Annotated in this window: 11 protein-coding genes; 4 read left to right on the forward strand and 7 right to left on the reverse strand. The window is 59.8% G+C overall.

Going from position 1 to position 14,809, the window contains the following annotated elements; all coding sequences use genetic code 11:
* Positions 1-64 precede the first annotated feature (64 nt).
* From fadA to PSH90_RS17900, 3 genes are all read right to left on the reverse strand, one after another.
* Positions 65-1,240 (reverse strand): acetyl-CoA C-acyltransferase FadA, encoded by a 1,176-nt coding sequence (gene fadA, locus PSH90_RS17890; RefSeq protein ID WP_016775495.1) that lies wholly within the window; start codon positions 1,238-1,240, stop codon positions 65-67.
* Positions 1,241-1,269: 29 nt separating this feature from the next.
* Positions 1,270-3,417: a fatty acid oxidation complex subunit alpha FadB gene (gene fadB / locus PSH90_RS17895; protein WP_024013640.1), complete on the reverse strand. Its 2,148-nt coding sequence runs from the start codon at positions 3,415-3,417 to the stop codon at positions 1,270-1,272.
* A gap of 526 nt (positions 3,418-3,943) precedes the next feature.
* On the reverse strand, positions 3,944-4,381 hold the full coding sequence (locus tag PSH90_RS17900) for a hypothetical protein (protein ID WP_305381195.1): 438 nt from the start codon (positions 4,379-4,381) through the stop codon (positions 3,944-3,946).
* A gap of 103 nt (positions 4,382-4,484) precedes the next feature.
* Here PSH90_RS17900 and PSH90_RS17905 point away from each other — a divergent pair, with 103 nt between their 5' ends.
* A complete protein-coding gene (locus tag PSH90_RS17905) occupies positions 4,485-4,922 on the forward strand; it encodes a universal stress protein (RefSeq protein WP_016775498.1) in 438 nt (145 codons plus the stop codon).
* A gap of 192 nt (positions 4,923-5,114) precedes the next feature.
* Here the strand turns inward: PSH90_RS17905 and PSH90_RS17910 are convergent, their stop codons facing one another.
* Positions 5,115-7,037 carry an ATP-binding cassette domain-containing protein gene (locus PSH90_RS17910; protein WP_039760799.1) on the reverse strand — a complete coding sequence of 641 codons (1,923 nt, stop codon included), beginning with the start codon at positions 7,035-7,037 and terminating at the stop codon, positions 5,115-5,117.
* Positions 7,038-7,251: 214 nt separating this feature from the next.
* On the opposite strand from PSH90_RS17910, the gene PSH90_RS17915 reads away from it, so the two are divergent.
* Entirely contained in the window at positions 7,252-9,180 is a 1,929-nt protein-coding gene (locus PSH90_RS17915) for a transglycosylase SLT domain-containing protein (protein WP_071173063.1), read from the forward strand.
* An 82-nt stretch (positions 9,181-9,262) separates the two neighbouring features.
* Here the strand turns inward: PSH90_RS17915 and PSH90_RS17920 are convergent, their stop codons facing one another.
* Positions 9,263-11,044, reverse strand: a complete 1,782-nt coding sequence (locus PSH90_RS17920; RefSeq protein ID WP_269085004.1) for an ABC transporter transmembrane domain-containing protein — start codon at positions 11,042-11,044, stop codon at positions 9,263-9,265.
* Between the two features lie 258 nt (positions 11,045-11,302).
* Here PSH90_RS17920 and PSH90_RS17925 point away from each other — a divergent pair, with 258 nt between their 5' ends.
* Positions 11,303-11,482 carry a PA1571 family protein gene (locus PSH90_RS17925; protein WP_024013646.1) on the forward strand — a complete coding sequence of 60 codons (180 nt, stop codon included), beginning with the start codon at positions 11,303-11,305 and terminating at the stop codon, positions 11,480-11,482.
* 167 nt (positions 11,483-11,649) lie between these two features.
* Here the strand turns inward: PSH90_RS17925 and pdxB are convergent, their stop codons facing one another.
* The gene (gene pdxB / locus PSH90_RS17930; protein ID WP_305381196.1) at positions 11,650-12,792 is read right to left on the reverse strand and encodes a 4-phosphoerythronate dehydrogenase PdxB; all 1,143 of its coding nucleotides are present in this window, start codon (positions 12,790-12,792) and stop codon (positions 11,650-11,652) included.
* 160 nt (positions 12,793-12,952) lie between these two features.
* Here pdxB and PSH90_RS17935 point away from each other — a divergent pair, with 160 nt between their 5' ends.
* A complete protein-coding gene (locus tag PSH90_RS17935; RefSeq protein ID WP_056791566.1) occupies positions 12,953-14,362 on the forward strand; it encodes an MATE family efflux transporter in 1,410 nt (469 codons plus the stop codon).
* Positions 14,363-14,410: 48 nt separating this feature from the next.
* Here the strand turns inward: PSH90_RS17935 and tusA are convergent, their stop codons facing one another.
* A complete protein-coding gene (tusA, locus tag PSH90_RS17940; RefSeq protein ID WP_016775503.1) occupies positions 14,411-14,659 on the reverse strand; it encodes a sulfurtransferase TusA in 249 nt (82 codons plus the stop codon).
* Positions 14,660-14,809 lie beyond the last annotated feature (150 nt).

Below are 14,809 nucleotides of genomic sequence, written 5' to 3' on the forward strand. Positions count from 1 at the left end.
AATAAATAAAAAACCCAAAAACAAAAACCGGGGCACTGGGCCCCGGCTTCCATCGACGAGACGCTTAAACGCGTTCGAAGACGGTGGAGATGCCTTGGCCGAGACCAATGCACATAGTGGCCACCCCGAAGGTGCCGCTATTCTGCTTCATCACGTTCAACAGGGTGCCGGAAATACGTGCACCGGAGCAACCGAACGGGTGACCCAGGGCGATCGCGCCGCCGTGCAGGTTAACCTTCTCGTTCATCTTGTCGAGCACTTTCAGATCTTTCAGCACTGGCAGAGCCTGTGCGGCGAAAGCTTCGTTGAGCTCGAAGAAGTCGATATCGTTGATGCCAAGGCCTGCGCGCTTCAGGGCTTTTTGTGTTGCCGGCACTGGACCATAGCCCATGATCGCCGGGTCCACACCCGCCACTGCCATCGAACGGATAACCGCCATAGGCTGGATGCCGAGGTCCTGCGCACGCTGCGCCGACATCACGATCATGCACGAAGCACCGTCAGTGATCTGCGACGAAGTACCGGCAGTCACGGTGCCGCCCTTCGGATTGAATGCCGGCTTGAGCGCCGCCAGACTTTCCAGGGTGGTTTCCGGACGAATGGTTTCGTCGTAGTCGTACAGTTTCAGGAAACCGTTCTCGTCGTAACCCTGCATCGGGATGATTTCGTCCTTGAACTTGCCTTCCACGGTTGCCTTGTGGGCCAACTGGTGGGAACGCACGCCAAAGGCATCCTGCTGCTCACGGGTGATGCCGTGCATCTTGCCGAGCATTTCAGCGGTCAGGCCCATCATGCCCGAGGCTTTTGCCGCATACAGCGACATGTGCGGGTTCGGATCGACACCGTGCATCATGCTCACGTGGCCCATGTGCTCGACGCCGCCGACCACGAACACGTCACCGTTGCCGGTCATGATCGCTTGCGCAGCAGTGTGCAGCGCGCTCATCGACGAACCGCACAGACGGCTGACGGTCTGGCCGGCCGAAGTGTGCGGAATCTGGGTCATCAGCGACGCCATGCGCGCGATGTTCCAGCCCTGCTCCAGGGTCTGGTTGACGCAGCCCCAGATCACGTCCTCGACTTCCGCCGGGTCGACCTTGCTGTTGCGTTCCAGCAGTTTGCTGATCAGGTGCGCCGACATGTCTTCAGCGCGGGTGTTGCGGTGCATGCCGCCCTTGGAGCGGCCCATCGGAGTACGACCGAAGTCGACAATCACGACGTCTCTAGGATTCAAGCTCATAAGTTCACTCTCACTCTAGTTGGGGGCGCTTAACCGAAGAAGCTCTGGCCGTTTTTGGCCATTTCGCGCAGCTTCGCGGTCGGGTGGTACAGCGCGCCCAAATCAGCGTACTGGTCAGCCAGGGCAACGAACTCGGCAACACCGATCGAATCGATGTAGCGCAGCGCACCGCCACGGAATGGAGGGAAACCGATACCGTAGACCAGACCCATGTCGGCTTCGGCGGCGGTTTCAACGATGCCGTCTTCCAGGCAGCGCACGGTTTCCAGGCACAGCGGGATCATCATCCAGTTGATGATGTCTTCGTCAGTGACTTCGCGCTGCTCGTAAACGATCGGCTTGAGCACTTCGAGTACCGACGGATCGGCGACTTTCTTCTGCTTGCCTTTCTTGTCGGCCTCGTAGGCGTAGAAGCCCTTGCCGTTCTTCTGGCCCAGGCGTTTGGCTTCGTACAGCACGTCGATGGCCGAACGACGGTCATCCTTCATGCGATCCGGGAAACCTTCAGCCATGACGTCGCGACCGTGGTGACCGGTGTCAATGCCGACCACGTCCATCAGGTACGCAGGGCCCATCGGCCAGCCGAATTTTTCCATGACCTTGTCGATACGCACAAAGTCGACACCGGCGCTGACCAGCTTGGCGAAACCGCCGAAGTACGGGAACAGCACGCGGTTGACCAAAAAGCCCGGGCAGTCATTGACGACGATCGGGTTCTTGCCCATTTTCTTCGCGTAGGCAACGGTAGTGGCGATCGCCAGTTCGCTGGACTTCTCGCCACGGATCACTTCCACCAGCGGCATCATGTGCACCGGGTTGAAGAAGTGCATGCCGACGAAGTTTTCCGGACGCTTGAGGGCCTTGGCCAGCAGGCTGATGGAAATGGTCGAGGTGTTGGACGCGAGGATGGTGTCCTCTTTGACCTTGTCTTCGACTTCAGCCAGTACCGCTTGCTTGACCTTCGGGTTTTCGACCACAGCTTCGACGACCAGATCGACGTGACCGAAGTCGCCGTAGGACAGGGTCGGACGAATGCCGTTGAGCACTTCAGCCATCTTCGCAGCGGTCATGCGACCCTTGTCAACGCGGCCGACCAGCAGCTTGGCGGCTTCGGCCAGACCCTGCTCGATACCGTGCTCGTTGATGTCCTTCATCAGGATCGGCGTGCCTTTGGAAGCCGACTGATAGGCGATACCGCCCCCCATGATGCCGGCGCCGAGTACGGCAGCCTGCTTCACGTCCTTGGCGATTTCGTCGTAGGCCTTGGCCTTTTTCTTCAGTTCCTGATCGTTCAGGAACAGGCCGATCAGGCTCTGCGCAGCAGAGGTCTTGGCCAGTTTGACGAAGCCTGCAGCTTCAACTTCCAGTGCTTTGTCGCGACCGAAGTTCGCGGCTTTCTGGATGGTCTTGATCGCTTCAACCGGCGCCGGGTAGTTCGGGCCGGCCTGGCCAGCCACGAAACCTTTGGCGGTTTCGAAAGCCATCATTTGCTCAATGGCGTTCAACTTGAGTTTTTCAAGTTTCGGCTGACGCTTGGCTTTGTAATCGAACTCACCGGAGATGGCGCGCTTGATCAGTTCAAGGGCAGCTTCCTGCAGCTTCTCTGGAGCAACCACGGCGTCGACGGCGCTGACTTTCAGGGCGTCTTCAGGACGGTTTTCCTTGCCGGCGGCAATCCACTCGATGGCGTTGTCGACACCGATCAGGCGTGGCAGACGCACAGTACCGCCGAAGCCTGGGTAGATGCCCAGTTTGACTTCCGGCAGACCGATCTTGGCCTTGGTGGACATGACGCGATAGTCGGCCGCCAGGCACATTTCCAGACCGCCACCGAGGGCGATGCCGTTGATGGCCGCGACGGTCGGCACGTTGAGGTCTTCGAAATCGCTGAAGATCTTGTTGGCTTCGAGATTGCCTGCAACCAGCTCGGCATCCGGCAGCTTGAAGTTGTCGACAAATTCGGTGATGTCGGCGCCGACGATGAACACGTCCTTGCCGCTGCTGACGATCACGCCCTTGATCGAAGCATCTGCCTTGATGGTGTCTACGGCCTGACGCAGTTCGTTCAGGGTTAGACGGTTGAACTTGTTGACGGACTCACCCTTGAGGTCGAATTTCAATTCGACGATGCCACTTTCAAGAGCTTTAACCGTGATGGCTTTACCTTCGTAAATCATCAACTGATCTCCACGATATGGAAGCTGAACAGTACACGTCGGACGCAGGCTTATGGCTCAGAAGGACGCTTTGTTCGTCGATGCTGACACCTGTCCGCCTGGCACACCCGCCAACGCGATAGTCGGGATTCTGTAGGAGCAGTCTGTAAGACAAACGCTCAATTCATACGCCCGTTTGATTCGGGTACGTCACCTTCACGGAATTTCAGACAATTGTCAATCGCCCTAAATTCGGGCTGAAATGCGACTTTGCGGTCATTTCTGCACCATGATGAGCAGCAACACCCGTCTCGATGTTGAGCCATTCATAGAATCAATAGTTAGAAAAGTCGCCCTAATTTCCGCCGAGCCCTGTTCAGAAGGCTACGCTGGGTGGACTGCGAGGAAATTTGCCGAAGCGATCAAAGCGCCTGCCGCAAAAAAGATTACCGGCCTGCCTGGCCAACCCGCCCGACGAATCATGTCGGGCTTTTTATTGGGCGTCTGCCGGACGTCCCCCACCGTTGCAGTGAGAAAAGTCCGCGCATCACGCCAGTGCTTTCAGGGTCGCGTCGATATCCTGCAGAACCGTCGCCTCGCCCTTCTCGCCCCAGTACAAGGCGATCATCTGCTTGTCCGCTTCGATCTTGAAAACATTGCCCGGCAATTTTTCGAAATAATCGAGCAGGATCCGGTCATCGCAGACTTCTTGCCATTGATTGACCCACACGCCCGGGGTTTTCTGCCAATAGATCCAGCACGCCGGTTGACTGCCACGCCGGGGTCGGTGGTACTGGGCGCAGGGATTCGGCGGCTCCGGCAGCAGCCAGTGCGGCCACTCCTGCGGCGCCAGCTGCATGGCCAGGCCGATGCGTCGCGCCTCCATGCGCAGGGCCATGCGCCCGCTCTGCGTGCGAGACGGGCGCAACCATGCCAGCGGACTTAAAACTACCAGCAGGATTGACACCACCAGCCAGACCGTCATATCTGTACTCCCGATTTTTGATGAGCCCATTGTGTCACTTGCGAACCAATGCGCTTGAAACCAGCCATACTTACCAATATCGAACCCTCAGGAGGAGCACCTCATGCCCTACCACCACATACTGGTCGCTGTAGATCTGACCGAAGAGTGCGACCCTGTGATCCACCGCGCCCGCGAGCTGTCGGTGAGCAACGCTGCCAAGTTGTCGCTGGTGCATATCGTTGAACCTATGGCCATGGCCTTCGGTGGCGACGTGCCAATGGACCTGTCACAACTGCAACAACAGCAGTTTGATCAGGCCAAGGAGCGTCTTGAAAAACTCAAATCGAAATACCCCGAGCTCGAAGGCGCCAATTGCCATCTGACCTACGGCCAGCCACGCCAGGAAATCCATCATTTCGCCAAGGAACAAGCGTGCGATCTGATTGTGGTCGGCAGTCATGGCCGCCATGGCCTGGCACTGCTGCTCGGCTCGACCGCGAATGACGTGCTGCACGGTGCGCCATGCGATGTACTCGCGGTGCACCTGGTCAAACGCTGATCTGTCTTGCAGTTTGTGGGAGCGGGCCTGCTCGCGAATACGTCGGCACATTCAATATGAGTGCCGCCTGACACACCGCTTTCGCGAGCAGGCTCGCTCTCACAGTTGACCTGCTCCAGCCTGTAGATCGCGCTACATATGAAAAGCCCGGCGCTCATCACTGAGCGCCGGGCTTTTTCACATCAGGAGCAATCAGGCATCCAGCTCGGCCCAACGCTCCACCAACGCATCCAGCTCGGCCTGCAATTGCTCCAGCGAAGCAATCACCTTGGCCGTTTCCGCCGGCGGACGCTGATAGAAACCGGCTTCAGCCATTTCCGCTTCAACCGCGGCGATCTGCTGCTCCTTGGCGTCGATGTCGCCCGGCAAGGCTTCCAGCTCGCGCTGCAGCTTGTAGCTGAGTTTCTTCTTGGCAACCGGAGCAGCCGCCGCAGGCGCAGCCACCGGAGCCGGCTCAGCGGTAACCACCGCCGAGTTCAGGTCAGCCTTGCCCGACTTGCTTTCAGTCACGCCCAGCAAACGCGGCGAACCGCCCTGACGGATCCAGTCCTGATAGCCGCCGACGTATTCACGAACCTTGCCTTCACCTTCGAAGACCAGGGTGCTGGTCACCACGTTATCGAGGAATGCCCGGTCGTGGCTGACCATCAGCACGGTGCCGTTGAAAGTCAGCAGCACTTCTTCGAGCAGCTCGAGAGTTTCCACATCGAGGTCGTTGGTCGGTTCGTCGAGCACCAGCAGGTTCGCCGGTTTGCTGAACAGCTTCGCCAGCAACAGACGCGCACGTTCACCACCCGACAACGCCTTGACCGGCGTGCGTGCACGCTGCGGGCTGAACAGGAAGTCGCCGAGATAGCTCAGCACGTGACGGCTCTGCCCGTCGATGTCGATGAAGTCGCGACCTTCGGCGACGTTGTCGATCACGGTTTTTTCCAGATCCAGCTGATGGCGCAACTGGTCGAAGTACGCCACGTCGATGCGCGTGCCCTCTTCCACTTTACCGCTGGTCGGTTGCAGACCGCTGAGCATCAGTTTCAACAGGGTGGTCTTGCCGGTACCGTTGGCGCCGAGCAGACCGATACGGTCGCCGCGCTGCAGGACCATGGAGAAATCCTTGATCAGGAACGGCCCGCCCGGATGCGCGAAGCTCACGTTCTCGAGCACCATCACCTGCTTGCCGGATTTGTCCGCGGTTTCCAGCTGGATGTTGGCCTTGCCGGTACGCTCGCGACGCTCACTGCGCTCAACGCGCAGGGCTTTCAGGGCGCGCACGCGACCTTCGTTACGAGTGCGGCGGGCCTTGATGCCCTGACGGATCCACACTTCTTCCTGAGCCAGACGCTTGTCGAACAGCGCGTTGGCAGTTTCTTCAGCGGCCAGCGCAGCTTCTTTGTGCACGAGGAAACTGGCGTAGTCGCCGTTCCAGTCAATCAGCCCACCGCGATCCAGTTCGAGGATGCGCGTGGCGAGGTTTTGCAGGAAGGAACGGTCGTGCGTGATGAACAGCACGGCGCCCTGGAAATCTTTCAACGCTTCTTCGAGCCAGGCAATCGCACCGATGTCCAGGTGGTTGGTTGGTTCGTCGAGCAGCAGCAGGTCCGGTTCGGACACCAGCGCCTGCGCCAGCAGCACGCGACGACGCCAGCCGCCGGACAACTCGGCGAGGGTCTTGTCGGCCGGCAGTTGCAGGCGGCTCAGGGTGCTGTCGACCAGCGTTTGAAGGCGCCAGCCATCACGGGCTTCGAGGTCGTGCTGAACGTGCATCAGCTTGTCCAGATCGGCGTCGGTGACGATGTTTTGGCTCAGGTGATGATATTCGGCGAGCAAGGCGCCAACACCATCGAGGCCTTCAGCCACCACGTCGAATACCGTCCGGTCGTCGGCAACTGGCAATTCTTGCGGCAATTCGCCGATTTTCAGACCGGGGGCACGCCACACCGAGCCGTCATCGGGCTTCTGGTCGCCCTTGACCAGTTTCATCATGCTGGACTTGCCAGTGCCGTTGCGGCCGATGATGCACACCCGCTCACCACGGGCGATCTGCCAGGACACCTTGTCCAACAACGGCATAGCGCCGAACGCAAGGGACACATCGCTGAATTTGAGCAGGGTCATGAGCTTCTCCAAAAACCGGGCGCGCATTCTACCTGACTTGAGGCTTCAGCAGGCCGGCAATTTGTCTGTCGAAGCACTCTGCACAACATTTGTTGCGAACTTGTGCAGCGAGGCTCGCAAAGCTTTCGCCGCTTGCTGGCAAAAGGCTAAGCTACAGTCAATTCAGTGCGGATTCCGATCGGCACTTGTCATGATTTCTCTGCCCGGATGTCTCATGCGCAGTCGCCTTTTCAGTGTTTTGTCCTGCTTGTTTCTTACCGCCGCTGCCGCTCAATCCGTCCAGGCGGTGGACTTGTCCACCCAACGCCAGTATTACGATGAAGCCAAGCGCGCCTTGGCCAAGGGTGATACCGGCCCGTATTTCCGTTACAGCCAGGCGCTGGCCGATTATCCGCTGGAACCGTATCTGGCCTACGACGAACTGACCGCGCGTCTGAAGACGGCAAGCAACGCGGAAATCGAGAAATTCCTCGCCGAACACGGTGACCTGCCGCAGGCCAACTGGATGAAGCTGCGCTGGTTGCGCTGGCTTGCCGACCGTGGCGACTGGGCAACCTTCGTCAAGTATTACGATCCGAAGCTGAATTTCACCGAACTGGACTGCCTCAACGCGCAGTACCAGATCAGCCACGACAAGAAAGCCGAAGGGTATGCCAGTGCGGAAAAACTCTGGCTGACCGGCAAATCGCAACCGGCTGCGTGTGACGCATTGTTCGGCATCTGGGCCGCCGATGGCCAGCTCACCGAGCAGAAACGCTGGGAGCGCACCAAACTTGCCGCGCAGGCGCGCAACTATCCGCTGGCCAACAGCCTGATCAACGGCCTGACCACCCTCGCCCCGCGCGGTCGCTTGCTGGTCGACGTGGCGCAGAAACCCGAACTGCTCAACCAGCCGTCGCGCTTTACCCCGGCCGACGAGCCGATGTCAGACGTCGTCAGCCTCGGCTTGCGCCGCCTCGCTCGGCAGGATCCGGACAAGGCCATGGCTTTGCTCGACGGTTACGCCAGCAGCATGCATTTCTCTCGCGATGAGAAGGTCGCGATCGCTCGCGAGATCGGCCTGACCCTCGCGCGCCGCTTCGACAGCCGCGCGCTGGACGTGATGACCAAATACGATCCGGAGCTGCGCGACAACACCGTCTCGGAATGGCGCCTGCGCCTGCTGCTGCGTCTGGCACGCTGGAACGATGCCTACGAATTGACCAAACGTCTGCCGCAAGACCTGGCCACCACCAACCGTTGGCGCTATTGGCAGGCGCGCAGTCTGGAGCTGGCCGAGCCACAAAACCCGCAAGCGCTGACCCTGTACAAGAATCTGGCGCGGGAACGAGACTTCTACGGCTTCCTCGCCGCAGACCGTTCACAGTCGCCTTACTCGCTGAACAACAAGCCGCTGGTGCTCAGCCAGGCGTTGATCAACAAGGTTCGTAACACCCCCGGAGTGCGGCGCGCGCTGGAGTTTCATGCACGCGGGCAGATCGTCGACGGGCGTCGCGAGTGGTATCACGTCAGCCGTCATTTCAACCGCGATGAAATGGTCGCCCAGGCCAAACTGGCCTACGACCTGAAATGGTACTTCCCGGCGATTCGCACCATCAGTCAGGCGCAGTACTGGGACGACCTGGACATCCGCTTCCCGATGGCGCACCGCGATACCCTCGTGCGTGAAGCCAAGGTTCGCGGCCTGCATTCGAGCTGGGTGTTCGCCATAACCCGGCAGGAAAGCGCCTTCATGGACGACGCGCGCTCCGGCGTCGGCGCCAGCGGTCTGATGCAATTGATGCCCGGCACCGCCAAGGAAACCGCGCGCAAGTTCAGCATTCCATTGGCCTCGCCCCAGCAAGTGCTCGATCCAGACAAGAACATTCAGCTCGGCGCCGCTTACCTCAGCCAGGTGCACAGCCAGTTCAACGGCAACCGCGTGCTCGCCTCCGCCGCTTATAACGCCGGGCCAGGCCGCGTGCGTCAGTGGCTGCGCGGCGCTGATCACCTGAGTTTCGACGTCTGGGTGGAAAGCATCCCGTTCGACGAAACCCGTCAATACGTGCAGAACGTGTTGTCCTACTCGGTGATCTACGGGCAAAAGCTCAACTCGCCGCAACCGCTGGTGGATTGGCATGAGCGGTATTTTGACGATCAGTAATCACCAGGCTGACGCCGGATCATGAAAAATGCCCGTATCGTGAGATGCGGGCATTTTTTTGGTCGGTTACTTGGTCGATTGCTCAGTCTGCTGTGACAGATCGACCATCATTGAACTGCAACGCCGCCAGCCGTGCGTACAGCGGATTGCTGGCGATCAACTCCTGATGTGTCCCCACCGCTACTAGCTTGCCTTGATCCATCACCGCAATCCGGTCAGCGTTCTTCACCGTGGCCAGCCTGTGAGCGATCACCAGCGTGGTGCGGTTTTCCATCAGCGTTGGCAGGGCCTGCTGGATCAGATGTTCGCTCTGTGCGTCGAGGGCGCTGGTGGCTTCGTCAAGGAGCAGGATCGGCGCGTCCACTAGCAAGGCGCGGGCAATGGCCAGACGTTGGCGCTGACCGCCGGACAACCCGAGGCCGCCATCGCCGAGATGAGTTTGATAGCCGTCCGGCATTTGTTCGATGAAGTCGTGGGCGTGGGCAATTCGCGCAGCTTCCTTGACCTGTTCAAGCGTGGCCGTCGGGCAGCCGTAGCGAATGTTGTCCTCCACGCTGCCGAAAAACAACGCGGGGGTTTGCGAGACCAGGGCGAAACAGCGGCGCAGATCCAGCGGGTCAAGGCTGGTCAGCGGCACGCCATCGAGGAAAATCTGCCCCTCGCGTGGATCGTAGAAGCGCAGCAACAAGTCGTAAACCGTGGACTTGCCCGCGCCGGACGGCCCCACCAATGCCAGGGTTTCGCCTGCCCTCACCGTCAGATTCAAGCCATCGACGGCGTAGCTTTGCGGACGCGACGGGTAGGAAAAACGCACGTCGCGCAGTTCAAGTTCACCTTTGACTCGCGCTGGCAGAGTGACCAGTCCGGTCAACGGTGGCTGGATGATGTTTTCCGAACGCAGCAATTCTGCGATGCGTTCAGCGGCACCCGCAGCGCGTTGCAGTTCGCCGATCACTTCGCTCAGCGTGCCGAACGCACTGCCGACAATCAGGCTGTAGAAAACGAACGCCGCCAGTTCCCCAGCCGAAATCCGTCCCGCCATCACATCCATGCCGCCGACCCACAACATCACCGCCACCGCGCCAAGCACCAGCACGATCACCAAAGTGATCAACCACGCTCGCTGGAAGATCCGTTTACGCGCAGTTTCGAACGCCTGCTCGACGGTCGAAGCGAAACGCTGCTCGTCCTGAACCTGGTGGTTGTAGGCTTGTACGGTTTTGATCTGACCAAGGGTTTCCGACACATAGCTGCCAATGTCGGCGATACGGTCTTGGCTCTGGCGCGACAGATTGCGCACACGGCGGCCGAAAATCAGGATCGGCGCGATCACCAGCGGCAGTGCAATCACGACAATGCTGGTCAACTTCGGATTGGTGATGAACAGCAACACCACACCACCGATGACCATCAGCAGATTGCGCAGGAACAGCGAGAGCGACGAGCCGATCACCGATTGCAGCAGCGTGGTATCAGCGGTCAGGCGCGACTGGATTTCCGAGCTGCGGTTATCCTCATAAAAGCCCGGATGCAGATACACCAAGTGATTGAACACTTGGCGGCGAATGTCGGCGACCACGCGCTCGCCTATCCACGACACCAGATAGAAACGGGCAAAGGTGCCCAGCGCCAGTCCGAGCACCAGCAACATGAAAATCCCGATCGACTGATTGAGCAGATGCGGCGAACGGGTCATGAAACCCTGGTCTACCAACAACTTGATGCCCTGCCCCATCGACAAGGTGATGCCGGCGGTGACGATCAGCGCGAGCAGTGCGCCGAAGGCATGCCAGCGGTACGGCAGGAGAAAATGACTGGTCAGGCGCAGGGCACGCCGGTGTCGGGAAGAAAACATGGAGATCATGGAGTTCACGTCTGCGCAGATGGATCGGGCCAGCCTACAGACTCAGATGGGGTGGAACTCTGTAAATCACAATGAGTCAGGTTAAATATGCCCGGGATGTCCGGATGCTAGAAACGATTGGTCTAAGGTTGCGGTTGAGACGAGCGGTCATTTCTGTTTGAGTAGAGATGCCGCCCGCCGACAGACCGCAGGGAGTTGTCACAGCCTGGTCACGTGGCGGTTTTAACTTAGGCACACAACCTGATGAGGAGACAGGCCATGTCCTTGCAACACAGCAGCGAAGACAAGATTGAAGTGATCCGCACCAAACCCGACCAGTCTCTGGGTTGCTCGATTATCGATGAGCAGGGCCGCGAAGTACCGATCACTGAAGACATGATCCAGGACGCGTGCCGCGAACTGGAGAAGCGATTGGTCAAGCCTGCCGAACAAGAGTGATGTAGCCACCGTCTTCCTGACCCGGCCCTGATTGGCCGGGTTTTTTATATCTGCAATTCGGGATTGGTGGTGTGGCTTTCGCGAGCAAGCTCGCTCCCACCTTTAACTTTGCTGCACTGTAGATCCCCTGTGGGAGCGAGCCTGCTCGCGAAAAGGCCAGCGCTGATTCAGACAGCCACCGCCCCCAGCGCCTCAACAATCTGCCGCAGCACAGGCGCATCTCCTTCAATTCGCACCTTCAGCCCTTCGATCTCGCGTCGCACCGGATATTGCTTGCGCAACGCGTCAAACGCCGCGCGCTGCTCAGCGACATTTCCCACGAGACTGCGGCGGAAATCCGCATCATCGCGGCGCGGGTCGTACACGCCCCGGCACAACATCGCCAGTGCCCACGCCGGATCGCAGTCACCGTGCAGGGAAACTTCCGACAACCAGGTTGCTGGCAGCAGATCGCTGAGCTGGATAGCTGCAGGTTGGCCGCTGAAAGCGCAGTAGGCCTGATAAATCTGCGCGGTCCCGCGTTGCTTGCCATCGAGGCTGTAACCGGCAATATGTGGCGTGGCCAATACGCAGAGTTCGGCCAACGCAGGGTCGACTTCCGGCTCTTTTTCCCAGACGTCGAGCACCGCTTGCAGGTCCTCGCGCTCCAGCAGCACCTCACGCAGCGCTGCATTGTCCACTACAGGGCCGCGCGCCGCGTTGATCAACCATGCACCTTGCTTGAGTTGTTGCAGACGCTGTTGATCGAACAGATGCCAGGTCGCGTTGTTGCCGCTACGGGTCAATGGCGTATGCAGACTGATCACGTCGCACTGCTCGATGATCTGCTCAAGGCTGACATAATCGCCGCCCTCGGCAGCCTGACGCGGCGGATCGCAAACCTTGACGTTCCAGCCCAAGCCCTTGAGAACCTTGATCAAGCGCCCCCCCACTTCACCGGCGCCGACGACGCCGTAAGTACGCTGCGTCAGATCAACCCCTTCGATTTCGGCCAGTGTCATCAGACTGCCCAGCACGTAGTCGACAACACCACGAGCATTGCAACCCGGCGCGCTCGACCAGCAGATCCCGGCCTCGTTGAAGTAATCGAGATCCAGATGATCGGTGCCGATGGTGCAGGTGCCGACAAAGCGCACTTTGCTGCCTTCAAGCAGCGCGCGATTGACGTTGGTCACCGAACGCACCAGCAACACATCGGCCTGCTCAACCGTCGCGCGGTCAATGGAGCGGCCCGGCACTCGGCGGATGTCGCCGAAACCGGCAAAAAAAGCATCGAGCAGCGGGATATTTTCGTCGGCAACAATCAGCATGGCGGGCTCCTTGGGCGGATCGGCAGTTTAGGTGCTGACGCGTCGATCAGCCAGCAGGGTTTGCACTTACAAATACGCAACAGAGGATATTTCCTGACCGAGGCGTCAGCGGCGTAGAATGCGCCGCTCTGCGCATCAATACTTTCTGGACGCTTTGCCTGTGAACCCTGTAACTGACCAACCTGTCGCCGTCTCGCTGAGCCGCCCTGCGCGGATTCGCCTGGAGTTGAAAAACCTGCTCGCCCTGGCCCTGCCGATCATCATCGCGCAACTGGCGACCACGGCCATGGGCTTCGTCGATGCGGTGATGGCCGGGCGCGTCGGCCCCAAGGACCTGGCGGCAGTGGCGCTGGGCAACTCGATCTGGGTTCCGGTGTTTCTATTGATGACCGGCACCCTGCTGGCCACCACACCAAAAGTCGCCCAGCGTTTCGGCGCCGGCAAGCACAGCGAAATTGGCCCGATTGTGCGTCAGGCGTTGTGGCTGGCATTGGTAGTCGGATTGATCGCCACCTCGATGCTGATCGCTGCCGAGCCGGTGCTGCACCTGATGAAGGTCGATCCCGAGCTGATCGGCCCGTGCATGCAATATCTGCACGGCATCGCCAGCGGCTTGCCGGCGGTGGCCCTCTATCACGTGCTGCGCTGCACCAGCGACGGCATCGGCCGCACCCGCCCGGCCATGGTGCTGGGCCTCTGTGGTCTGGCGCTGAACATCCCGCTGAACTACATCTTCATCTACGGTCACTTTGGCGTGCCGGCCATGGGCGGCGTCGGCTGCGGCTGGGCCACGGCGATCGTGATGTGGGTAATGGCGCTGGGCCTGGCCGGGTACGAACGCTGGGCACCGGCCTATCGCTCAAGCGAATTGTTCAGCCGTTTCGACTGGCCGCAGTGGGCGGTGATCAAACGTCTGCTGTCGATTGGTTTGCCGATCGGCATCGCGGTGTTTGCCGAGTCGAGCATTTTTGCCGTGATCGCCCTGCTGATCGGCAGCCTCGGCGCGACGGTGGTGGCCGGGCATCAGATCGCGCTGAACGTCAGCTCGCTGGTATTCATGATTCCCTATTCGCTGGGCATGGCGGTCACCGTGCGTGTCGGTCAGGCGCTTGGGCGCGAAGAACCGCGTGAAGCGCGCTTTGCCGCCGGAGTCGGCATGGGCACGGCGCTGGCCTACGCCTGCCTGTCGGCGAGCCTGATGCTGGCGCTGCGCGAGCCGATTGCGGCGATCTATACCGCTGATCCAACGGTGATTCACATTGCGGCGATGCTGATTGTCTATTCGGCGCTGTTCCAGTTTTCCGATGCAATCCAGGTGACTGCCGCCGGCGCACTGCGTGGCTATCAGGACACTCGGGTGACGATGATCCTGACTCTCTTCGCCTACTGGGGGATTGGTTTGCCGGTCGGTTATGCGCTGGGCCTGACCGATTGGCTCGGCGAGCCACGCGGTCCGAGCGGTTTGTGGCAGGGTTTGATTGTCGGCTTGAGCTGCGCAGCGTTGATGCTGTCGATTCGTCTGACACGCAGTGCGCGCAAACGCATTCGGATCAGTCGTTCGATGGGTTGATCACCCATAAAAAAAGACCTGCATTTGCAGGTCTTTTTTTGCCCTGAGTCAGGACTTCTTGCGAATCCAGTACAGATAGGTGCCGGCCTCTTCGTGCTGGCTGACCAGCTCATGGTCAAGAAACACGCAGAACTTGGGGATATCGCGCTTGGTCGAGGGATCGGTGGCGATCACCTTGAGCAAGCCGCCGGGCACCAGATCGCGGATGTGCTGGTGCAGCATCATCACCGGCTCCGGGCAATTGAGGCCGGTGGCGTCGAGGGTGCCGTCGACCGGGGTATCGATCATTTCACTCATGGTTCACTCCAGAAACTGGCCGGCATTGTCGCGCATTGCTTGGGATATCGTCCAACCCATGTGGGAGCGAGCCTGCTCGCGAGGGCAATCCGTCAGTGAACACATCGCTGGCTGCCCCACCGCTTTCGCGAGCAGGCTCGCTCCCACAGG

Origin of the sequence: Pseudomonas sp. FP1762, assembly GCF_030687105.1 — a bacterium.
Lineage (GTDB): Bacteria > Pseudomonadota > Gammaproteobacteria > Pseudomonadales > Pseudomonadaceae > Aquipseudomonas > Aquipseudomonas siliginis.